The sequence below is a fragment of the Rhodococcus sp. 320_ES genome, assembly GCF_059691855.1.
On record NZ_JCAWAG010000001.1, the window covers coordinates 1,175,540 to 1,198,130 of the forward strand.

Annotated in this window: 17 protein-coding genes; 6 read left to right on the forward strand and 11 right to left on the reverse strand. The window is 67.7% G+C overall.

Features of this window, described 5'->3' with window-relative positions; all coding sequences use genetic code 11:
- Window positions 1-82 precede the first annotated feature (82 nt).
- Window positions 83-1,339: a cysteine--1-D-myo-inosityl 2-amino-2-deoxy-alpha-D-glucopyranoside ligase gene (gene mshC, locus AC59JP_RS05850; protein WP_497324669.1), complete on the forward strand. Its 1,257-nt coding sequence runs from the start codon at window positions 83-85 to the stop codon at window positions 1,337-1,339.
- Window positions 1,340-1,367: 28 nt separating this feature from the next.
- Here mshC and AC59JP_RS05855 read toward each other — a convergent pair whose 3' ends face one another.
- From AC59JP_RS05855 to AC59JP_RS05895, 9 genes are all read right to left on the reverse strand, one after another.
- Window positions 1,368-1,730 (reverse strand): glyoxalase superfamily protein, encoded by a 363-nt coding sequence (locus AC59JP_RS05855; protein WP_497324670.1) that lies wholly within the window; start codon window positions 1,728-1,730, stop codon window positions 1,368-1,370.
- 77 nt (window positions 1,731-1,807) lie between these two features.
- Window positions 1,808-5,956, reverse strand: coding sequence for a TIGR02680 family protein (locus AC59JP_RS05860; protein ID WP_497324671.1), 4,149 nt, complete (start codon window positions 5,954-5,956; stop codon window positions 1,808-1,810).
- An 8-nt stretch (window positions 5,957-5,964) separates the two neighbouring features.
- Window positions 5,965-7,278: a DUF2398 family protein gene (locus tag AC59JP_RS05865; protein ID WP_497324672.1), complete on the reverse strand. Its 1,314-nt coding sequence runs from the start codon at window positions 7,276-7,278 to the stop codon at window positions 5,965-5,967.
- On the reverse strand, window positions 7,275-8,813 hold the full coding sequence (locus AC59JP_RS05870) for a DUF2397 domain-containing protein (RefSeq protein ID WP_497324890.1): 1,539 nt from the start codon (window positions 8,811-8,813) through the stop codon (window positions 7,275-7,277). The genes AC59JP_RS05865 and AC59JP_RS05870 overlap by 4 nt, the downstream gene beginning before the upstream one ends.
- 157 nt (window positions 8,814-8,970) lie before the next feature.
- Window positions 8,971-9,285: a Rieske (2Fe-2S) protein gene (locus AC59JP_RS05875; RefSeq protein WP_497324673.1), complete on the reverse strand. Its 315-nt coding sequence runs from the start codon at window positions 9,283-9,285 to the stop codon at window positions 8,971-8,973.
- Window positions 9,282-11,765, reverse strand: coding sequence for a nitrite reductase large subunit NirB (nirB, locus tag AC59JP_RS05880; RefSeq protein ID WP_497324674.1), 2,484 nt, complete (start codon window positions 11,763-11,765; stop codon window positions 9,282-9,284). The genes AC59JP_RS05875 and nirB overlap by 4 nt, the downstream gene beginning before the upstream one ends.
- Window positions 11,765-12,109 carry a molybdopterin oxidoreductase gene (locus tag AC59JP_RS05885; RefSeq protein ID WP_497324675.1) on the reverse strand — a complete coding sequence of 115 codons (345 nt, stop codon included), beginning with the start codon at window positions 12,107-12,109 and terminating at the stop codon, window positions 11,765-11,767. The genes nirB and AC59JP_RS05885 overlap by 1 nt, the downstream gene beginning before the upstream one ends.
- Window positions 12,110-12,165: 56 nt before the next feature.
- The gene (locus AC59JP_RS05890) at window positions 12,166-13,326 is read right to left on the reverse strand and encodes an MFS transporter (RefSeq protein WP_497324676.1); all 1,161 of its coding nucleotides are present in this window, start codon (window positions 13,324-13,326) and stop codon (window positions 12,166-12,168) included.
- Window positions 13,323-14,204 (reverse strand): PAC2 family protein, encoded by an 882-nt coding sequence (locus AC59JP_RS05895; RefSeq protein ID WP_497324891.1) that lies wholly within the window; start codon window positions 14,202-14,204, stop codon window positions 13,323-13,325. The genes AC59JP_RS05890 and AC59JP_RS05895 overlap by 4 nt, the downstream gene beginning before the upstream one ends.
- A 168-nt stretch (window positions 14,205-14,372) precedes the next feature.
- On the opposite strand from AC59JP_RS05895, the gene metH reads away from it, so the two are divergent.
- The 4 genes from metH to hisG are packed head-to-tail and all read left to right on the forward strand — an operon-like array spanning window position 14,373 to window position 19,828.
- Window positions 14,373-17,942 carry a methionine synthase gene (metH, locus tag AC59JP_RS05900; protein WP_497324677.1) on the forward strand — a complete coding sequence of 1,190 codons (3,570 nt, stop codon included), beginning with the start codon at window positions 14,373-14,375 and terminating at the stop codon, window positions 17,940-17,942.
- 40 nt (window positions 17,943-17,982) lie between these two features.
- Entirely contained in the window at window positions 17,983-18,642 is a 660-nt protein-coding gene (locus AC59JP_RS05905) for an HAD family hydrolase (RefSeq protein ID WP_497324678.1), read from the forward strand.
- Between the two features lie 4 nt (window positions 18,643-18,646).
- Window positions 18,647-18,928 (forward strand): phosphoribosyl-ATP diphosphatase, encoded by a 282-nt coding sequence (locus AC59JP_RS05910; RefSeq protein WP_497324679.1) that lies wholly within the window; start codon window positions 18,647-18,649, stop codon window positions 18,926-18,928.
- 48 nt (window positions 18,929-18,976) lie between these two features.
- Window positions 18,977-19,828 (forward strand): ATP phosphoribosyltransferase, encoded by an 852-nt coding sequence (hisG, locus tag AC59JP_RS05915; protein ID WP_497324680.1) that lies wholly within the window; start codon window positions 18,977-18,979, stop codon window positions 19,826-19,828.
- On the opposite strand, the gene AC59JP_RS05920 is transcribed toward hisG, so the two are convergent.
- Both AC59JP_RS05920 and AC59JP_RS05925 read right to left on the reverse strand, forming a co-directional pair.
- Window positions 19,825-20,736, reverse strand: coding sequence for a thioesterase family protein (locus AC59JP_RS05920; protein WP_497324681.1), 912 nt, complete (start codon window positions 20,734-20,736; stop codon window positions 19,825-19,827). The two genes, hisG and AC59JP_RS05920, sit on opposite strands and share 4 nt — an antisense overlap.
- Window positions 20,733-21,632 carry a RecB family exonuclease gene (locus AC59JP_RS05925; protein ID WP_497324682.1) on the reverse strand — a complete coding sequence of 300 codons (900 nt, stop codon included), beginning with the start codon at window positions 21,630-21,632 and terminating at the stop codon, window positions 20,733-20,735. The genes AC59JP_RS05920 and AC59JP_RS05925 overlap by 4 nt, the downstream gene beginning before the upstream one ends.
- Before the next feature lie 65 nt (window positions 21,633-21,697).
- Between AC59JP_RS05925 and AC59JP_RS05930 the strand changes: the two genes are divergently transcribed.
- The gene (locus AC59JP_RS05930; protein WP_497324683.1) at window positions 21,698-22,576 is read left to right on the forward strand and encodes a tRNA (adenine-N1)-methyltransferase; all 879 of its coding nucleotides are present in this window, start codon (window positions 21,698-21,700) and stop codon (window positions 22,574-22,576) included.
- Window positions 22,577-22,591: the final 15 nt, after the last annotated feature.

The window sequence follows — 22,591 nt, forward strand, 5'->3', positions numbered from 1 at the left end:
GTCACAGCGTAGTGGCAGGGCCGCTCGTCCTTTGCGCGACGCCCGCGCCGGACCGCGGAGGTGTCTCGATTAGGCTCGCGCCATGCAGTCGTGGCCCGAAGTCGTTGTCCCTTCCGTTCCCGGCGAAGGTCCTCCGCTTCGGCTGTACGACACCGCCGACCGTGCTGTCAGGCCCGTCACACCCGGTCCCGTCGCGTCGATGTACGTCTGCGGGATCACCCCGTACGACGCGACGCATCTCGGACACGCCGCCACCTACGTGACCTTCGACCTCGTCAATCGGGTCCTCCGCGACCGAGGCCACGACGTGCACTACGTCCAGAACGTCACCGATGTCGACGACCCACTCTTCGAGCGAGCCGAGCGCGACGGCGAGGACTGGGTTGCCCTCGGAAACCGCGAGACCGACCTGTTCCGCTCGGACATGACCGCGCTGCGCGTGATTCCGCCGCGTGACTACATCGGAGCCGTCGAATCGGTGAACGAAGTGACCGAGCTCGTAAACAAGCTCGTGGCGTCCGGCGCCGCATACGTCGTCGACGACGCCGAGAACCCCGACGTGTACTTCCGAGCCGACGCCACCGAGCAGTTCGGCTACGAATCGGGTTACGACCGCGAGACGATGGACCACTTCTTCGCCGAGCGTGGTGGCGATCCCGACCGACCCGGCAAGCGCAACCCACTCGACGCTCTGATCTGGAAGGCCGAACGTCCGGGCGAGCCATCCTGGCCGTCGTCGTTCGGCCCGGGGCGCCCCGGCTGGCACATCGAGTGCGCTGCAATCGCGTTGAACCGCATCGGGTTCGGGTTCGACATCCAGGGCGGCGGCAGCGACCTCATCTTCCCGCACCACGAGTTCTCCGCAGCCCACGCCGAGGCTCTTCGAGCGGCAGAGTCTGCGCAGGGGGCGGACCGCTTCGCGCGCCACTACGTCCACACGGGAATGATCGGCCTCGACGGAACCAAGATGTCGAAGAGCCTGGGCAACCTGGTTCTGGTGTCGAAACTGCGTGCCGCCGGAGTCGACGCCGCCGCGATCCGGCTCGGCCTGCTCTCGGGCCACTACCGACAGGACCGTGAGTGGACCGACGAGGTGCTCGCGGCCGCGCAGGAGCGCGTCGCATTGTGGCGCAAAGCAATCGCGCTCGAGTCGGCGCAGTCCGCGGACGAGACGGTGGCCCGGGTGCGTCAGCACCTCGCCGACGACCTGGATTCTCCGAAAGCGCTCGACGCCGTCGACGCGTGGGCCCGGCATGCGCTGTCGACGGGCGGCTCGGACAGCGGAGCGCCGACGTTGGTCGCGGACGCGGTGGATGCGCTGCTGGGAGTTCAGCTCTAGGGGGTTTGGGCTTCAGGGAGTTTCAGCTTCAGGGCTGAGCGAATCTGAGACTGTTCCCGAACGGGTCGGGTACCTCCATCGTGGGTCCGCCGGGCCCGTCGGGATCGATTCCGGGCCGGAGCGAAAACAGGTGGCGTCGGGAATGCACCTGGTCGTGGAGTTCTCGGACGTCCGTGACCGGGATCCACAGCACGGTGCCCGGCGTGCCGTCGCCGTGGTGCTCGGACAGATCCAGAACGCAAGCGTCGCGGGCGACGCGCATGTAGAGAGGAAGTCCGGGCTCGAACCGGTGCTCCCACTGCACGGTGAAACCGAGGTAGTCGACGTAGAACTTCCGCGCGATCGCCTCGTCGAAGATGCGGACGATCGGCACTGCTGCTCCGATGCTCATGCGCACACGCTACTCAGACTTCAGCGCTGTCATACCTCTGCGCTGTCATACCTCTGCGCTGTCATACTTCAGCATTGTCACACTTCGGCGAAGTCGAGCCCACCCGACGTCGGCGTCGGCACCCGGCGCCGCCGCGGGGATCCCAGAGCCGCAGCGAGGTCCGAGCCGTCGTGCTCGGCGAGCAGTGATCCGTCCTCCCACACCAGAAGCGCTGCGCTGACGGTGTTCTCGGCCGTCGAGTGCGCGAGATCGTAGTGCGCGCATCCGGGCACGCCGGCGTACGTGATCCAGAGGTCGTAACCGGTCATGAACAGGTCCAGATCGAATTGCACACTCAGACCGAGCAATTCGCTCCGGCCGTTGTCGTCGACACCGGCGAATGCCTCGTCCAGCGCGAGCAGCCGAGGCGAATGCGGGTCCGCCGAGGACAGCATGACGTGCGCGGCGGCGAACAGCGGAAGGTGAAGCGACACAGACTGCTCGCCGCCGGACAGGGCGCTGTGCCGCGCCACCGTGAGCCGGTCCTCGGATCCGTCACCACCGATGAGCGTGAACGCGAAGACCCGCCACTGTCGGTAATCCAGTGTCGACGTGAGGATCTCGGGATACGAGCGCTCCGGATGCGCCGCGCGCGCGGTCCGAATCTGCGACGCGAAGTGCGCCCGCATGGACGACAGTTCGTCGGGCCCGAGCGCCGAGGCGTCGCGGTCGAGCAGTTTGGACACCGCACGCGCGTCGTCGTCCAACGTGTCGGCCAGAACCCAGTGCACGCCGATCGTGTTGCCCGAGGACATTCGACGTGCCTTCATCTCCGATCCCATGCGCGCGATGAGTTCCTTGGCGTCGACCGTTCTCTCGTGAATCTGCTGCGCGAGACCGGTGAGCAGCGCATCTTCGAGGATGCGGCGCTCGGCGTCGGTGAGCAGGGTTTCCTGATCGCGCCGAGCCGCGTCGATGCGATCGGCGAAGTCCGCGATGCTCGAGTATCCCTGCTCGTCCTGCACACGCACGACGGTGACGCCGTCGACCGCGTCCCAGCTGAGCCGGAAGTCCTGGCCGGAGGCCGCGAGCTGCGCGTCGAACTCCTGCAGAGCTGCGGTCAACGCACTACGCGTCGACTTCCTCGACGCATCGGTGACCTTCACCGCGTCGGTGGCCGCCGCCAACTCACGCAGCAGCCGGTGCACTTCGGCCGGCAGGACGTCGGGCGCGTCGTCGGGTCCCTCGGCCGCCTCCGTCCGGTAAAGCAACTGCTCGACCGTCGACCAGGCGGCATCGCTTGCGGGCCACGTGCAGTCCTGCGCCGCACCGACGATCGCCAGGATGTCGCGGTGCGCATACGGAGCCAGCCGACCGGCGTCGGCGATCGTCTCGGTGAGTGCGGTGGTGAGTCCGGCCACGGCCGTTTCGTGCCCGCCCTCGGCCTTGCCGATCGCTTCACCGGCCTCTCGATCGGCCTTCGTGGCGGCGCGCTGTTCCTTCTTGCACTCTTCGATGCGAAGGCGGACGGCTGCCAACTCGGCGTCGATCTTGTCGGCGCTGGCCCCGATCGTGTCGCGCAAGGTTTCTAGTTTGCCGACCTGCTGCTCATACCCGGACTCGGCGATCGCCGCTTCCTCCATCAATTCCTCGGCGACGGAACGAGCTTCGTCGAGCCGTGCCTGCGCCTCGCGTCCGCGCTCCGAGGCACGGTCGAGGTCGCTGCGGTACCGCAGGATCGACGAACCCATGTTCTCGAAGTGGCGGATGGCTGCGGCGAGTGCGTCGAGGTCACGCGCTCGATGCGGTGCCCGGTGCGCGAGTGCTTCGCTGCGCAACGTCCGCTCGGCCGCGGAGAGTTCGGCCACGGCCACGTCGAGTTCGCGATCGGCGGATGCGACGGCCTCGGTGGTCGATCGCAGTGCCCCGGACGCGTCGACGAGACTGCGTAGTGCGTGGGTGATCGACGTGGTTCGGGGCAGCGACTTCGCGGCTCGCCGGATGCCGTCGATACGGTCGCGGGCGTCCGCGGCGAGGTGTGAGTACTCGGCCCGCTTCTCCTCGATCTCCTGCGTCAGTGTGTCGATCGCCGCGATGCGGGCAGCTCGGCGCTGCGCTCGTGCGGTGGCGCCGATGTATTCGGCTGCCGGCTTGAGGTGACCTCCGCGTTGCACGCCCTGGGCGAACGTTCCGTCGACTCCCACGCGAACAGTGGCACCTCGATCGTCGAGCGAGATGGACCGCAGAATGCCGTGTACCAACTCGGTGGGCACGTCGATGTCGTCTTCCACGACGAGGACATCGGCGAGGGTGCGACCGGACGCGGGAGCGTCCGTGGCCGTGAGGAACTGATCGGAGATTGCGCCGCCGGGCACGGTCTCGGTGACCCAGCCGTCCAGAATGTTCGCCGCCTCGAGTGCTGCTTCGAGGCCTGCCGCGTCGGATTCGGACACGCCGTCGGCAAAGCGCACGAGACGCCACAGCGGAGCACCGGTCAGGTCGGACCGATCGGCGGTGCGCGCCGCGAACGCGGGCGGCGCGTCGTCGTGACTCTCGGCGATCGACGCACGTTCGGACGCCAACTCGGCGAGTCGTGCTGTGGCCGTGTCCATCTCGCGCTGCGCATCCTGAGCCCCGGCGCGCAGCTGGTCGAGCGGGTCGCGTGTCGCCTCGCTCACCACGTCGGCGAGCGTGGGTGCGTCGTCCTCACCGACCACGGCGAGGGCATCGTCGAGCATGCCCAGCAGTGACGGCGAGTGGAACATCTCGGAGTGGGCGGACCACCATGCGCGCAGGTCGGCGGCGCAGGCCCCACGCGCGGCCTCGACGGCCACCTCGGCCTGGTGCACGGCGATCGCCGCTGCGTCGTGCAGTTCGTGCGCCCGGGTTGCCGACCGCTCCGTCCGGGTGCGGTCGGCTGTTGCCCGGTCCACCACGGACATCGCGGCACGGACCGCCCGGACGTCACCGTCGCGCTCCTCGGCGTGCCCACGCACGGCTGCAGTGATCTGCTCGGTGCGCGCGTCCGCAGGCAGGGCCGTCCACGCGATGCCCGCGTCTTCGGCGGCGGCGAGCAGTTGGTCCTCGGCACGCGAGATGGCGGCGGTGGCCACGCGCAGCTTCGTCGACGCCTCGGCGGCCTCACGCTGCCGGATATCGACGGATTCTGTTGCCTTACGGGCTTTCTCGACCTGCTGCTGCGTGGACACCTCGAGGCCCCGCACGGCGTCGGCGAGGTCGTCGAGCTGCTGCTTGCCCTCGTAGGCGGACGAGCGCTGCAATGTCTGCTGATCGGCCAGCGCCAGATCCAGCGCGCGCTCAGCGGCGTCGAAGCGGTGCTCGGCCTCCACCCGCTCGATGCGCCGTCGCTCGCGCAACGCTTTCGCGGCGAACAGTGCGACGGTGGCATGGTCGACGGCCTCGAGTCGGCGGGTGACCTGATCCACATCCGTCTTCGCTTGCACGGCAATGTACTTGGAGTAGACGCCGACGAACCGTTTTGCCGCCTGGTCTGCCTGCACCAGTCCGTCGAGCGCTCTTCCGACCTCTTCCATGTCGCTGAACGAGCGCGCGGCCTCGAGCACCAGATGCTCGTCGAGGGGGCGCAGTCCGTCCGACAGTGCGCGGGAGAGACCCTTCGGGTCGAGGTTCTTCGCCAGCTGTGGGCGGCGCAGGGTGAGGATCAAGTTGATGAGCTGGTCGTAGCGCTCCGCGCCCAGCCCGAACAGGCGGGCGTCGATCGCCGCGCGGTAGTCGAGCGGACGATCGACGATGGAGTCGGTGCCGATCTGTTCTGCCAGTTGCTTTTTCGTCAGCGGCCGGTCGTCCGATCCGAGCAGGGAGAAGTCCACGCCGACACGGCCTTCGGCGACGAAGTACCACCGCGTCACCTTGTCCACGGACTTGGTGGCGCGCATGCCGATTCCGACGGTCACGGCCTCCGGATCGTTCATGTCACCGCGGGCGAATTCCATCCACACGTAGGAATGTGCGGAGTCCTGCCCGCGATAGAGCAGGTTGGACTTCATGGTGCGTTCCTCGCCGGCGAACGGATTCAACCGACGTGGCTCGATCCGACCGTCCAGCACGAACGGGAACAGCACCTCGAGCGCCTTGGTCTTGCCGGAACCGTTGGGACCGCGCAGAACGAGCCTGCCGTCGGCGAACGAGAACTCCTGATCGCGGTAGTCCCACAGGTTCACGATCCCCGCTCGGGTGGGACGGAAGCGGCTGCTGCGTGTCGACATCGGTTGTCTCACTCCTCGAACAGATCTGGCTCGGTAACGCGTTCCCGCACGGTCACGACCACGCCTCGATAACGAGCGAGAGCGGGCAGGGCGACCACGCCACCGGGGGCGGGGGCAACGAGGGACAGCTTGGCCAGCAGCGCAACCGCCGCGGCGCGGACACCCGCGCGGTCCGACTGCCACTGCGCGGCGAACGTGCGACCGTAGGTGTCGACGAGCGCGTCGACGGTGTCGGCGATCCACGAATCGGCCACGAACGGGTGTCGCTGTTCCTCCTGCGACAGCGTGGCACCCGCAGAGTCGATCGCATCCGGGTCGTCCGGATCGTCCACCAGACTGTCGAAGACGCCGGCTTCGGGAATGGCGCCGTCCAGCGCGGCGACCAGGTCTGCCGTCGGATCGAGGTCGACCGAGTACTCACGCGCGTCGGATGCGTCCGGATCGAGGACACGATCGGCGATCTCACCGGCGAGGAGCAGCGCGACCTGCGCGACGGTGCCCGTCGACGGAAATCTGGTGTCGGACAACCGCCCCGAGGTGTCGATCAACGCCAGGCCCTCCGCTCGGCGTTCCACCACGAGGCCCGTCAGAAGTTGAACGTCGTCGATCGAGCGTGCGTCGAGCCCGCCGGCGGTGTAGACCACGGGTTGTTCGACCAGAGCGCGTCGGGCGCGCCGGGCGATGTCGCCGGGATCGTCTGACGGAGTCGACAGCAGGGCGGCTGCGCTGCGGAGATGTTGCAGCGCCCGCGGCGGGCGGAACAACGCCACCACCACGGACCGGTCGATGTCGTACAACGCTTCGCCCGCATCGGGATTGCTCACCCAACCACCGGCGTCGCCGTCGGCGAGGCGGATGGCGCCGCGGGCAGCGAGCCAACCGACGGCGTCGACGAACGCGTCACGATCGGCCGCGCGCTCGGTGTCGAGGTCCACTCCAACCACCTGGGAGGCCTCGGAGGCGACGTGATCGGCCAACTCGGACAACGTGATCTGGTCGCCGGCCCGGCCGAGTGCGGCCAGCGCCAACGCGAGGAATGCGTAGCGGCGACGGTCGAAGACGCGGTCGGTCGAGGTTTTCGCGGGCTGCGTCGGGTCCAGCCGATCCTGTACGGGATAGAGGCGCGCGGTGGTTTCGGTGACCTCGAGCTTGTAGCCGAACAGCTCCAGCATGTCCTCGCGCAACTCGGTGGCCCAGCGCCGAAGCAGCGGCAGCGCAATGCGATCCGGATAGGTGCGGGTGAGAAGGTGATTCGACAACGCCACCCGCGCCGCGCGTTGATAGGAATCGAGCGCCAGACTCGGAATGCTGCGGGCCCTCACAGCGGTTCCACCCGCACACGCTGATCGCCCAGGTGCAGAACCCCGCGTCGGGTGCGCACCGCGGAGTATCCGGCACCGTCCGAGACGATCAGCTTCACACCCGAATCGGTGGCCGACGAGTCGGTCACTCGGCCGACCGTCGGGACACGCGCGGACATGGCTGCAGTGAGCAGCCGCAGGAGTACCTCGGTCTCCTCGTCCGTCAGGACCCGCTCGTAGACGTCGCCTGCGGCAAGCGAGGACGCTGCAGCGGCGCGTCGACGCTGGTCCTCGAGCTGGCTCTCACGGAGGCGTCGCACACCGGCATCGTTGCGCTGCACCCGTGCCGGCGCACCGGTTGCCGGGGTACGGCCGGTCTCGGCGAGGGTGCGCGCGATCTCGACCGGCGGGGCGTCCCACCAGGATCGGTTGGCGGGGATGATGTCGTCGTCGGGGTGCGCCATCGACAGGTGCCGCGGTCGGCCGAGCCCGAACACCGCCCCGAACAGTGCGTGGGCGGCATCCTCGGTGGGCGTGGACGCGAACCAGCCAGCGAGGTGGCGGAGCTGCGACTCGCGGCTCACGCCGCCCTTACGGGTCTCGGTGACGCGGCGAAGCAACGACAGCACCGCCGCGATGGCGCTCATCGTCCCCTCGGACAGTCGGTCCGCCTCCGTTCCCGACCGGCCTCCGGCCTGCCCGCCAGTCGTTCCCGACCGGCCTCCGGCCTGCCCGCCAGTCGTTCCCGACCGGCCTCCGGCCTGCCCGCCAGTCGTGCCTGCGCCGTCCGCGGAGTCGACGAACCAGTGGACCAGACCGGTCCACCGCGATTCCCAGTCGTCCCGACGCTCGTCCGGGGTCATGAAGACGCGCTCGTCGCTCCGCGAGGCGCGGTCGAGCAGCGCGTCGACGCCGGTGGCCTCGACCCGGCCGATGGCGTCGGCGAGTTTGGGCGCGAACCGTGCGAGGTCGAGGCTGAACTCGCGCATGTGCGAGAGCAGTGCGTCCTTGTGGGTGAGAAACGACTCGGGGGTGACTTCGGTGGTCCGCACGAGATCACCGAGCGAGAGGTAGAAATGCGCTGCGCGCATTGCCATCTCGCCGAGCGCGGCATCGAGACGGTTGAGCTTGCGATAGACCAGGTCGGCATTGCCCTCGGCGTTCGCGGCGGCGAGGTCGTCCAGATCGGCCAGGATTTCCGGCAGCACGAGTCGAGACAGCGACGAGTCCTCCGGCCGGGCCGCGAGAACGTCCTCGACGGCGCGATACGCCTGATAGCCGACTCGGGCGAACTGGTAGACGTAGTGGCGGTTGCGGTACTCGGCGAGCGTGGCCGCGCGGGTGCCGTCGTAGCTGCGCTCGAGAACGCCCCAGGAGTGCAACTGCTCGAGCAGAGGCGCGATCTCGATGCGCGTCAGATCGTCGCCGGACACGAGGTCGGCCACCTCGCCGGCGTGGAGCAGCACGACGTACCCGGTGCGCGCCTGCTCGAACGCCCGGAGAACACGCAGGTAGTCCGACCGCTTCTCCGCGGTGGCGAAGGAGAAGAGCCGCATCCGGTCGTCGACGAGAAAAGAGTCGGCTGATGCGGTCACTCGAACAGGGTAGGTGGTCCACCCCAGCGCTCGACGAACACCTCAGCGCTCGACGAACACCTCAGCGCTCGACGAACACCTCAGCGCTCGACGAACACCTCAGCGCTCGACGAACACCTCAGAGCCTGACGAAGACCTGACCGTCCGAAACCGAGGCCTCGTAGACGTCCACCGACGCGATTCCGTCCGACGTGCAGTGGCCGTCGGTCAACGAGAACTGGTACTGGTGCAGCGGGCACATGACGACCCTCCCGTCGATCTGCCCGTCGGCCAGCGGTCCGCCCTTGTGGGGGCAGAGAGCGGCCGTGGCCCGGACCGTTCCGTCGCCGAGAAGGAAGACCGCGATCTGCCGGCCGTCGACGACGTACGTCCGGCCCTCGCCCGGCGTGAGGTCGGTGACGTGCCCGACGGGCATTGCCACTGCCGCGCTCATCGGACCGGAACCTGAGGCAGCGGGAGAAGCGGCAACGACGGCTGGAACTGGGCGGGCGATTTGGGCGCGGCCCGTTCTTTCCACGGATCGGTGTACCCGTCGATGGAACTCTGCATCCGCTCGTCCAAACCGGCGACGATGCCGTCGCGGTCGTCGATCAAGATGGCCTGCAGTTCCCCCAGCCCGACGCGTGGAACCCAGGCGTACGTGCGCTCGAGCCACTTCGCGTCTTCGCGGTAGTACTGCATGAAGCGCCCGGCGATCTCGAGAACCTTCTCCGGTGAGTCGACGGTGGCCAGCAGGTCGCCCTTGCGGATGTGAGCACCCGCGGCGCCACCGACGTAGATTTCCCACCGCCCGTCTCCGACGGCCACCACACCGAAGTCCTTGCACAGCGCCTCGGAACAGTTGCGCGGGCAGCCGGCCACCGCCATCTTGAGCTTGGCCGGCGTCTCGAGACCCTGAAAACGCTGCTCGATCGCAATCCCGAGAGCGGTGGAGTCACCGAGCCCGAACCGGCAGAAATCGCTTCCCACACAGGTTTTGACAGTTCGCATGCTCTTGCCGTACGCGTAGCCGGACGGCATGTCGAGGTCGCCCCACACCTTGGGCAGGTCTTCCTTCTTGATGCCCAGCAGGTCGATGCGTTGTCCGCCGGTCACTTTCACCAGCGGAACGTTGTACTTGTCCGCCACGTCGGCGATGGTGCGCAGCTGATCCGGGGTGGTGACGCCGCCCATCATCTGCGGGACGACGGAGAACGTCCCGTCGCGCTGAATGTTCGCGTGCACCCGGTCGTTGATGAACAGCGCGCCTCGCTCGTCGACCCAGTCCGGACCCCACACCACGCGCAGCAGCGACGCGAGCGGCATCTTGGACGCGACGTCCTCTACGCCGTCCGTCGAGAGCTCGGCGAACACCTGTGAGACCGAGCGAAGATCACGCTCGCGAATGGCGTCGATCAGTTCGGGTTTGGTCATCGGGATCGACGGGACGTACCAGTTCGCTGCGGGGTCGACCTCGAGTGCACCGCCTGCCGCGCACGCGACGACGTCTCCGACCAGGCCCTTACACGAGCCACATCCCTTGCCTGCGCGGGTCTTCGCCACGACGTCGGCCAGTGTCTTGGCGCCGCCGTGGACGCACGCCACGATGTCGCCCTTGGTGACGCCGTTGCAGTTGCACACCTTCACGTCGTCCGACAGTTCGGCCGCACCGGTCTCGGCGCTGGGCGTGCCCATGTCGAACAGCATCGAGATGCGCTCGTCGGGAAGCGGCACCTTCTCGTCGAACGCCTGGGTCAGGAAGCTGACTTTGCTGATGTCGCCGAGCAGCATGGCGCCGATCAGCTTGTTGTCGCGGACCACCACGGATTTGTATGTGCCGCTGCGTGGTTCGTAGAACTGGACGAATTCGTCGGTGTCGCGCTCCGGGCCCTTCACACCCATGGCCGCGACGTCGACTCCTGCCACCTTGAGCTTGGTCGTCAGGCGCGAACCGTGATACGCGGCAGCGGGATTCGCGCCGGTTAGGACGTCCGCGAGCACCGCCGCCTGTTCCCACAGCGGCGCGACCAGACCGTAGACCTCGCCGCGGTGCTGGCAGCATTCGCCGACCGAGAAGATCGACCCTTCGTCCTCGCAACGCATCTGATCGTCCACGACGATGCCGCGCTCGATCACCAGCCCGGCGCCGCGGGCGAGCTCGACGTTGGGCCGAATGCCCGCCGTCACCACGATCATGGACGCGGGCAGGGTGGTGCCGTCGGCGAACCCCACGCCGGCCACGGAACCGTCCTCGGCCCGCAACACCGAGGTGGTGCGCTTGTTGGTGTGGACGCCGACGCCGAGCCCCTCGATCTTGTTGCGCAGCACCCGACCGCCGCGCTCGTCGAGCTGCTGGTTCATCAGATGTCCGGGGGAGTGGACCACGTCCACGTCGATACCCTGAGTACGCAAGCCGTACGCCGCTTCGAGGCCGAGGAGCCCGCCGCCGATCACGACGGCGCGCACGTCGTCGCCCGACAGCGCCATCTGGAGCATGCCGTTGGTGTCCTCGATGGTGCGAAAACCGAAGATGCCCTTGGCAAGTCGGCCGTCGGGCTCACGCAGACCGTCCATGTTCGGGAAAAAGGTGTTGCTTCCCGTCGCGATGATCAGCACGTCGTACTCGACGATCCGGCCACTCTCGCACGTGACCGCCTTCGCGAAGCGATCGAGCTTGACCGCGCGGTCACCGACGAACAACGTCACGTTGTTCTCGCGGTACCAGGCCATGGGGTTGAGCATCAGATCGTCGTCGTCGATAGAGCTTTCGCCGGACAGCACGTGCGAGAGCATGATTCGGTTGTAGTTGCCGTACGGCTCGTCGCCGATCATCGTCACGTCGAACTTCTCGGCGCCCCCGCGGGCGAAGATCTCCTCGACCGTGCGGGCACCGGCCATGCCGTTGCCGACGACGAGCAGTCGTTGGCGAGACATCAGAAGGTGACCATGCCGAAGTCGACGACGACCTCGCCCGAGCAGCCTTCGGGAGCGGCGACCACCAGTTCCAGGGTCGTGTCGGGATCGACGTCCTCGACCACGCGCAGCGGAACGTTGACGCTGCTCTTGGCGCCCATCGGGAACACGCGCATCGATTCGCCGTCGCGCGTCAACGTCACCACGATGAGCTCGTCGGAGGAGTTGCCCCCGCGGAAGTAGAGGGGTTGCGCCGTCAGTCCCGGCGGCACGACGTAGGACATCGAGTCGATGGGCTCCGGCTTGCCGAGCCCGTGGCCGGTGAAGGAGAAGACGCCCTGGAGGAATTGCGGTGTGCTGGCCATGGCACGACTGTCCGTGGGCGCGGTGACGGGAACGCTGCGGCCGGGTTACAGCGACGTCAGGAAGACCTCTCGAGGCCCGCCGCCCCGGTGTCAGGAGACGGCATCACGAGCGGGGCGGCCACCGCGAGCAACATCGCCGGGAACAGGAACGCCGCTGCCGGGTGAGCGTTGTAGACCGGGGTCAGTGCCAACGGCGCCAGCGCCGCACCGGTGAACCGGAACGACTGCACCACCGACACCGAGCCCCCGCGGTTCGGGCCGGACGACCCGAGCACGGCCGCGTTGACCCCGACCAGGACGAACTGCGACGCCACGCCCGCCAAGGCCCACACGAATCCCACCAGGATCACCACGTTCAGGGTCCCGGCTGCGGCGACGAGTGCCGCACCGACCACCGCGCCGACCACGATGGTGCGCCGCGGCCCGATGCGGTCGATGAGCGCGCCGACGGGCCGTGCGGCCAGGATCCCGGCCGCACCGAATCCGGTCAGCAGCAGGCCTCGCAGCCCGGGCGACAGACCGAAATCGTCCTCGGCGCGAAACGCCAGCAGGAAACTCAGACCGCCGAGGGCGCCCCACCCCAGCAGCGCCACCACCCCGATACGCAGCACACGCGCCGTCAGCGCGTCGCGCAGTCGTTCCGGTGCTGCGGAAGCCGGGGCCGCCGCCTGCGCGGGCAAGCCGATGGCACCGAGCAGCGCCGACACCACCGCGAGCACGACGAAGGCGTAACGCCAGTCGAATTCGGCGGCGATGCCGCCCACCAGAGGTGCACTCGTCTGACCCGCCGCCTGCAGCGCGCCGAACGTGCCGAGCACCCGTCCCAGCCGAGCCTTGGGCGTGATCATCGCGAGTGTCGCGAGAAGCAGGGGAGTGGTGAACGCGTTGGCGCATCCCTGCACCACGCGGGCGCCGAGGAGAAACCCGAGACCGGGCGCGACGGCACACGCGATCGACGCGAGGAGGTAGACGCCGTAGGCGAGGCGCACGGTGCGCAGCCGGCCCCAGCGAGCGCCGAGCGTGCCGGACACCAGCATCGTCAGGGCGAACGGAAGGAGATACGCGGTCAGCGAAGACGAGGCGGAACCCGGCGACACGCCGAGCCCTGAACCCATTTCCGGGAGCATCGACGCGACGACCGCGCCGCCGAACGGTCCGAGAAATCCGCCGAGGTAGAGGGCAGAAACCTGCAGACGTGACCGGAGCGGACTCGTCACACGCCGAAGCTGCCGGGACCCCGGCGCCTGAGGTAGCGCTCGAACTCCGCCGCGAGAGCGTCCCCGTCGACCTTGGACACAGCTTCGGACATGTCCACCTCGGCGTCGCCTCGTTCTTCCAGGGTGCGCACGTATTCGGCGATCTCGTCGTCGTCCTTCGTCATCTCGGTGACCGCCTCCTCCCAGTCCTCGGCCTGCGTCGGCAGTTCACCGAGAGGGACCTCGATGTCCAGAACGTCCTCGACGCGCTGCAGGAGCGCGACCGTGGCCTTGGGGTTGGGGGGCTGGGAGACGTAGTGGGGCACCGCGGCCCACAGCGACACGGCCGGGATTCCGGCCTTGACGCACTCGTCCTGGAGCACACCGGTGATGCCGGTGGGTCCTTCGTAGCGCGTCTGTTCGAGGTTGAACTGTTCGGCCGATTCGGTGCTGTAGGCGGTTCCGGTCACCGGGACCGGGCGCGTGTGCGGCGTGTCGGCCAGCAGCGCGCCGAGGATGACGACCGTGTCGACGCCGAGCTGGTCGATGAACTCGAGGAGGTCGTCGCAGAAGCTGCGCCAGCGCATGTTGGGCTCGATCCCGCGCAGCAGCACCACGTCGCGGTCGCTTCCGGGCGGAGAACACACCGACAGGCGGGTCGACGGCCATTCGATCTCACGGGTGACGCCGTCGACCTGGCGCACCGTCGGGCGGTTGACCTGGTAGTCGTAGTAGTCCTCGGAGTCGAGTTCGGCCAACGGATTGGCGTCCCAGATCAATTCGAGGTGTTCGACCGCGCCACTGGCTGCATCGCCCGCGTCGTTCCATCCCTCGAACGCCGCGACCAGGACAGGCTTGCGCAGTGACGGCAGGATCGCGTCGTCGTCCGATTCGTCGATCGAGGTCGCAGGGTCCGGGGACGAAGTCTCCACAGGCTCGACATCCACGGACTCGGGGTCCGGCGTGGACTCGACTCGGGGCGATTCTGGCTCACTCACCCGCCCAGCCTACGACCCGCGCCCCACCGACGAGGCCCAGTGTCCGACGTGACCACTACGCTGGAGGCCATGCCTGCAGACTTCCACTCCGCCCTGCTCGATGCGCTGGCACAGCGCGTTGTGATCGGCGATGGCGCCATGGGCACCATGCTGCAGGACGCAGACCTCACGTTGGACGATTTCCTCGGCCTCGAGGGATGCAACGAGATCCTCAACGACACCCGGCCGGACGTGCTTCGCCACATCCACCGCGCGTACTTCGAAGCCGGCGCCGACGCCGTGGAGACCAACACGTTCGGCTGCAACCTGCCCAACCTCGCCGACTACGACATCTCGGATCGCATCCGTGAGCTGTCGGAGAAGGGCACCCGCCTCGCCCGCGAGGTCGCCGACGAGATGGGCCCGGGTCGCGACGGAATGGGCCGCTTCGTCCTCGGGTCCATGGGTCCCGGAACCAAGTTGCCCACCCTCGGCCACGCCGGCTTCCGTTCGCTCAGCGACGCGTACACCGAGGCCGCGCTGGGCATGATCGACGGCGGCGCCGACGCCATCCTGATCGAGACGTGCCAGGATCTGCTCCAGGTCAAGGCGGCCGTGCTCGGCAGCCAGGCCGCAATGGAGAAGCTCGGTCGGCGACTGCCGATCATCACCCACGTCACCGTCGAGACCACCGGAACGATGCTTCTCGGCAGCGAGATCGGCGCCGCACTGACGGCCATCGAGCCGCTCGGCGTCGACCTGATCGGACTCAACTGCGCCACCGGGCCTGCCGAGATGAGCGAGCACCTGCGCCACCTCTCCCAGCACGCCACCATCCCCGTCTCGGTCATGCCGAACGCCGGTCTGCCGCAACTCGGCCCGAAGGGTGCGGAATACCCGCTGCAGCCCGAGGAATTGGCGCAGGCGCTCAGCGGATTCGTCACCGAGTTCGGTCTGTCGCTCGTCGGCGGCTGCTGCGGCACCACGCCCGAGCACATTCGCCAGGTGGCCGACGCCGTGCACGACGCACGCAAGGCCGATCGCTCGCCCGTTCCCGAGCGCGGGGTCTCCTCGCTGTACGCCGCTGTGCCGTTCGATCAAGACAACAGCATTCTGATGGTCGGCGAGCGCACCAACTCCAACGGCTCCAAGGCGTTCCGTGACGCCATGCTGGCCGAGGACTACCAGAAGTGCCTCGACATCGCGAAGGATCAGACCCGCGACGGTGCGCACATGCTGGACCTCAACGTCGACTACGTCGGGCGCGACGGCGCGGCGGACATGTCCGCGCTCGCGAGCCGCCTGGCCACCTCGTCGACGCTGCCGATCATGCTCGACTCCACCGAGCCCGCCGTGCTGCAGGCCGGACTCGAGCACCTGGGCGGCCGCAGCGCGGTCAACTCGGTCAACTACGAGGACGGCGACGGTCCGGACTCGCGGTTCCAGAAGATCATGCGTCTGGTCAAGATGCACGGCGCAGCAGTCGTCGCACTGACGATCGACGAAGAGGGACAGGCGCGCACGGCGGACTGGAAGGTGCGCATCGCCGAGCGGCTCATCACCGACATCACCGAGAACTGGGGTCTGCCCGAGTCGGACATCATCATCGACGCCCTCACCTTCCCGATCTCCACGGGCCAGGAAGAGGTGCGCAGAGACGGCATCGAGACCATCGAAGCCATTCGGCGACTGCATGAATCGCACCCCGAGGTGCATTTCACGCTCGGCATCTCCAACATCTCGTTCGGCCTGAACCCGGCTGCGCGCCAGGTCCTGAACTCGGTGTTCCTCCACGAGTGCACCGAGGCCGGGCTGGATACCGCGATCGTGCACGCGTCGAAGATCCTGCCGATGAACAAGATTCCGGACGAGCAGCGCGAGACCGCCCTCGATCTGGTGTACGACCGCCGCCGCGAGGGCTACGACCCGCTGCAGAAGCTGATGGCGCTGTTCGAAGGCGTGTCGGCCGCGTCGGCACGCGAGTCGCGCGCTCAGGAACTGGCGGGTCTGCCTTTGTTCGACCGGCTCGAGCGCCGCATCGTCGACGGCGAGCGCGAGGGACTCGGAAACGATCTCGACGAGGCCATGACGGAGAAGCCGCCCCTCGAGATCATCAACGAGACGCTGCTGTCCGGGATGAAGACCGTGGGCGAGCTGTTCGGCTCGGGGCAGATGCAGCTGCCGTTCGTGCTGCAGTCCGCCGAGGTCATGAAAGCCGCTGTCGCGCATCTGGAACCGCACATGGAGGCGAGCGACGAGGACGGCAAGGGTCGTATCGTGCTCGCCACCGTCAAGGGCGACGTTCACGACATCGGAAAGAACCTCGTCGACATCATCCTGAGCAACAACGGCTACGAGGTCGTCAATCTCGGTATCAAGCAACCGATCTCGTCCATCCTCGAAGCCGCCATCGACAAGCGTGCCGACGTCATCGGCATGTCCGGACTGCTCGTGAAGTCCACGGTCGTCATGAAGGAAAACCTCATCGAGCTCAACGCCAAAGGCGTGGCCGAGCAGTTCCCGGTGATGCTCGGCGGTGCTGCGCTCACTCGCTCCTACGTCGAGAACGACCTCTCGGAGGTCTACGACGGTGAAGTCAGTTACGCCCGTGACGCTTTCGAGGGTCTGCGCCTGATGGACTCCATCATGAGCACCAAGCGGGGATCGGGGCCGGCCCCCGACAGCCCGGAGGCGCTCGCTGCCAAGAAGAAGACGGCCGAGCGCAAGGAGCGTCACGAACGTTCGCAGCGAATCGCGGCCAAGCGCAAGGCCGAGGAAGTCAAGGTCGAGATTCCGGAACGGTCCGACGTCGCCGCGGACCTGGACGTGCCGACACCGCCGTTCTGGGGCAGCCGCATCGTCAAGGGCGTCTCGCTGGCCGAGTACTCGAACCTTCTCGACGAGCGTGCCCTGTTCCTGGGGCAATGGGGCCTGCGCGGCGCGCGTGCGGGTGAGGGCCCGTCCTACGAGGATCTGGTCGAGACCGAGGGCAAGCCCCGGTTGCGCTACTGGATCGACCGACTGAGCACCGACGGGATCCTCGCGCACGCTGCGCTGGTCTACGGATACTTCCCGTGCGTGTCCGAGGGCGACGACGTGATCGTGCTCGAGTCGCCCGAGCCCGACGCACCAGAGCGCCTGCGGTTCACCTTCCCGCGCCAGGACCGCAGCAGGTTCCTGTGCATCGCCGACTTCGTTCGATCCCGTGAACGTGCCCGCGAGACGGGTCAGGTGGACGTGCTGCCGATGAACCTGGTCACCATGGGCCAGCCCATCGCCGATTTCGCGAACGAGCTGTTCGCCGCCGACTCGTACCGCGACTATCTCGAGGTCCACGGAATCGGGGTTCAGCTCACGGAGGCGCTCGCCGAGTACTGGCACCGCCGCGTACGCGAAGAGCTTCTGCTTCCCGGTGGCCACAAGGTGGCCGAGGACGATCCCGCCGAGGTGGACGGGTTCTTCAAGCTCGAATACCGCGGCGCCCGTTACTCGTTCGGCTACGGCTCGTGCCCCGACCTCGAGGACCGCGCCAAGCTGGTCGCACTGCTCGAGCCGGAACGCATCGGAGTGAAGCTGTCCGAGGAACTGCAGCTGCACCCGGAGCAGTCGACCGACGCCTTCGTCCTCCACCACCCCGAGGCCAAATACTTCAATGTCTGAGAACTTCAATGTCTGAGAACTTCAATGTCTGAGAGCTTCGATGTCTGATTTGACTGCCGTCCTGTTCGACATGGACGGGACGCTTCTCGATTCCGAAAAGCTCTGGGACATCGCGGTGTTCGAGCTCTCCTCGGCCCTCGGCAAGGATCTGACCCCCGAGGTCCGGGAGAGCACGCTCGGAAACTCGATGATGGGGGCGCTGCGCAAGGTGTACGCGCACGTCGGGGTGGAAGCCACCGACGAGGCCCTCGCGGGCAGCGCTGGATGGCTCAACGCGCGGGTCGCAGAACTCTTCGGCGAAGGTCTGCCGTGGCGGCCCGGCGCGCAGGATGCCCTCGATCTGGTCCGCGAAGCCGGTCTCAAGTGCGCGCTGGTCACCAACACCGAGCGCGCCCTGACCGAAATGGCGCTCGACACGATCGGCCGCGACTACTTCGACGCCACGGTGTGCGGCGACGAGGTTGCCGAGACCAAGCCCGCTCCCGACCCCTACCTGCGCGCGGCGGCTCTGCTCGGGGTCGACGCGGCCCACTGCGTGGCGGTGGAGGACTCGCCGACCGGAACCGAATCCGCGTCGTCGGCGGGCTGCGCGGTAGTCGTGGTTCCCTCCGACGTAGATGTTCCGGAGGGTGCTCGACGCACCTTCCGCACCACGCTCGACGGGCTGACCCTGTCCGACCTGCAGGCGGCCCTGGTCTGAGACCGTGGAACAATCACCACCCGTGAAGAACTTCGAGAGCCTGTTCGCCGAACTGACGGACCGCGCCGCAACCAGACCCGAAGGCTCGGGAACGGTGGCTGCGCTGGACGCCGGCGTGCATTCGCAGGGAAAGAAGATTCTGGAAGAGGCCGGTGAAGTGTGGATCGCCGCCGAGCACGAGAGCGATGACGCCCTCGCCGAAGAGATTTCGCAGCTTCTCTACTGGGTGCAGGTGCTCATGGTGGGCAAGGGTCTGTCGCTCGACGATGTCTACCGACATCTGTGACACACGCCCTGACTCTGCCTACCTGACCGACACCCTAAGGACTCACCCATGCTCCGCGTAGCCGTTCCCAACAAGGGTTCGCTGTCCGAATCCGCCGCCGAGATCCTCAGCGAAGCCGGATACCGCCGCCGCACCGATTCACGCGACCTCACCGTCCTCGACCCGTCGAACAACGTCGAGTTCTTCTTCCTCCGTCCCAAGGACATCGCCATCTACGTCGGATCGGGGGAACTCGACCTCGGCATCACCGGGCGTGACCTGACACTCGATTCGGGTGCGCCGGTGTCGGAACGGCTGCCCCTGGGCTTCGGTCGCTCCAGCTTCCGATACGCCGCTCCGGCCGGAAAGGATTGGGCGCCGGAGGATCTCGCGGGACTTCGGATCGCAACCTCGTACCCGAATCTGGTCAAGGCCGACTTGGCGAAGCGGGGGCTCGACGCAACGGTCATCCGTCTCGACGGCGCCGTGGAGATCTCGATTCAGCTCGGCGTGGCCGACGCGATCGCCGACGTCGTCGGCTCGGGCCGCACGCTGCGTCAGCACAACCTGGTTGCTTTCGGCGAGTCGCTGTGCGACTCCGAGGGGGTGCTGATCGAACAGGTCGGGGCGCCCGCCGACGACCGTGCGCGCAATCAGCTGATCGCCCGTATCCAGGGCGTGGTGTTCGCGCAGCAGTATCTGATGCTCGACTACGACTGCCCGCGGACCATCCTCGACGAGGCCGTATTGATCACACCGGGGCTCGAATCGCCGACGCTCTCGCCGTTGGCCGACGAGGCGTGGGTGGCCATCCGCGCCATGGTTCCGCGCAAGGGACACAACGCGGTGATGGACCAGCTTGCCGACCTCGGTGCCAAAGCCATTCTCGCGTCGGACATTCGGTCCTGCCGGGCGTTCTAACGCCTGCGGATTTCGAGAATCTGCGCCGATCTGCCGACCGGCCCCACCTCGTCGTGAAGGACGGCGGAGCACATCCCGACCCCGTCCGGTCCGATCGACGTCTCGGACTGCACGCCCGTCCACTCGCCGACGGGCTCGCGGTAGAGGTGCACCGAGAGGTCGGTGTTGAGGAATGTCCACGTACCGGCGTCGAGACGGGCACCGACACCGTTGGCGATGTCCGCGACGGACATCAGCCTGGTGAGCGGTGTGTATCCCTCGCCGTCCACCAGCGCCACGACCGGCTTGGCCCACACGCGGCCGGGTCCCCGCGTGGCGTCGGGCGCTTGCGATCCACGCATCTCGAGGGAGTCGAGGTATCCGCCGTGCCAATCGGATGCGAAGCCCCACCCGGCTTCGCAGTCGTCGGGTCCGGGCCTGAGCGCCGGGTCGGCGTCGTGCGTGGCAGTTGCCGTGTCCGACAGCGCTATTCGCCAGCCCGTTGCGCGAGCGACGACGCGGTCGGATCCGTCGGGCCGCCGCGCGATCAGTTCTGCGGCCAGCATCTCGACCCGTGATCCGGGCCGCTCCACCCACGCCCGAGCCTCGATCTCCGCAACGGGAACCGGGCCGAGAATCTCCACCGTGATCCGGCTCAGCCGCTGCCCGGGCCGCGGCGAGCACCGCTCCAGAGCGCGGGTGAGAAGCGCCGACGGGGGTGCGCCGTGCTGCATGGTGTCGGCCCACACGCTCACCGTGTGCGACGTCGCGAGAAATCGTTCGAATCCCTCCCGCACCGGCTCCACCGGAACGAAATAGGACAGCTGGCCTGTGCCTTCCGACCGGCCTCCGGCCTGCCCGCTAAATTCCGACCGGCCTCCGGCCTGCCCGCTAAATTCCGACCGGCCTCCGGCCTGCCCGCTGTTCATTCGAGCGGCTCCTCGAACACCGCATCCTCCGCCGGCGCCTGCGGCCACCCCGGGTACGGCGGGGGCGTACCACCGAACTCGGGGCACAGATCCTTGTGCTCGCACCACGAGCAGAGCCGCGACGTCTTGGGCCGAAAATCGCCGGTGCGGCCGGCTTCCAGGATCGCCGTCCAGATCGCGGTAAGGGTGCGCTCGAAACGCAGCAGCTCGTCGCGGTCGGGGGAGTAGGTCAAGATCTGACCGTCCGCGAGATAGAGCAACCGAAGCTGGGTCGGCACCACGTCACGGGTGCGCAGGAGGACGAGCGCGTAGAACTTCATCTGGAACAGCGCCTTGGATTCGCTCATCTCACGCGGCGCGCGCCCGGTCTTGTAGTCGACCACCCGAACCTGCCCGGTGGGGGCGACATCGATCCGATCGACGAACCCACGAAGCACCACGCCGTTCTCCAGCTCGGTCTCGATGTGCATTTCGCAGGACTGCGGTTCGAAGCGGGTCGGGTCCTCGAGTTCGTAGTAGCCGGTGACCAGGTTCCTGGCCTCGGTCAAGAACTTTTCGGACTCCTCGGCCGGCACCACCTCACGCGCGAACTCGTTGTCCGCGAGCATGGTCCGCCACGCTTCGTCGACGAGGGCCACTGCGCGATCGCTCACGCGCTGCGGCGCGGGAAGCGAGTAGAGCGCCTCCAGAGCCGCGTGCACGAGGGTGCCCTTGAGCTGAGCGCGCGACGGTGGCGCGGCAATGCGGTCCACCGCGCGCAGACGGTAGAGCAACGGGCACTGCTTGAAATCTCCCGCGCGCGACGGTGACAGCGCCGGGCGGCGGCGAACCGGAGTTTCGAGGTCGACCACTGCTGTACTCACGGTGGGCACACTATGCCCGCGGTCCGACAACATCGCGTCACTCCCATAGTGTTACCGGCGCGTCGCGACCCGACCGCAGTTCCACGAACGGAAAGAAGATGCCCGTGCAGCCGACCAACGGCACTCGACCCACCGGACCGTTTCGCGCCGGTGACCGTGTGCAACTCACGGACGCCAAGGGCCGTCACTACACCGTGAACCTGGAGGAGAACAAGGAGTTTCACACCCATCGCGGTGGGATCCGGCACGACGACCTGATCGGTGTCGACGAGGGCAGCGTGGTCAAGTCGACCAACGGCACGCCCTACCTCGCCCTGCGCCCACTCCTCGTGGACTACGTGCTCTCGATGCCTCGCGGCGCGCAGGTGATCTATCCGAAGGACGCCGCTCAGATCGTGCACGAGGGCGACGTGTTTCCGGGCGCTCGCGTTCTGGAGGCGGGCGCCGGGTCCGGTGCATTGACCTGCTCCTTGCTGCGGGCGGTCGGACCGACCGGCAAGGTGATCTCCTACGAGGTGCGCGACGACCACGCCGAACACGCGGTGCGCAACGTCGAGCAATTCTTCGGCGGACGGCCCGACAACTGGGAGCTCGTGCTCGGCGACGTCGCCGACTTCGACGTCGCGACACACGAAGGTCTGGTCGACCGCGCCGTGCTGGACATGCTGGCGCCCTGGGACGCGCTGCCCGCGATCTCTCGCGCCGTGGTTCCCGGCGGAGTCCTCTTGGTCTACGTCGCGACGGTCACGCAGTTGTCCAAGGTCGTCGAGGCGCTGCGGGAGCAGGAGTGCTGGACCGAGCCCCGTTCGTGGGAGTCGATCGTGCGCGGATGGCACGTCGTCGGCCTGGCCGTGCGTCCGGAGCACCGGATGCAGGGGCACACGGCATTTCTGGTGAGCGTGCGCCGACTGGCCGAGGGAACGGTGACACCCAAACCGCAACGCCGCGCAGGCAAGACCCCACCCGCCACGGCGTAAGCCGGTCCGGAACAC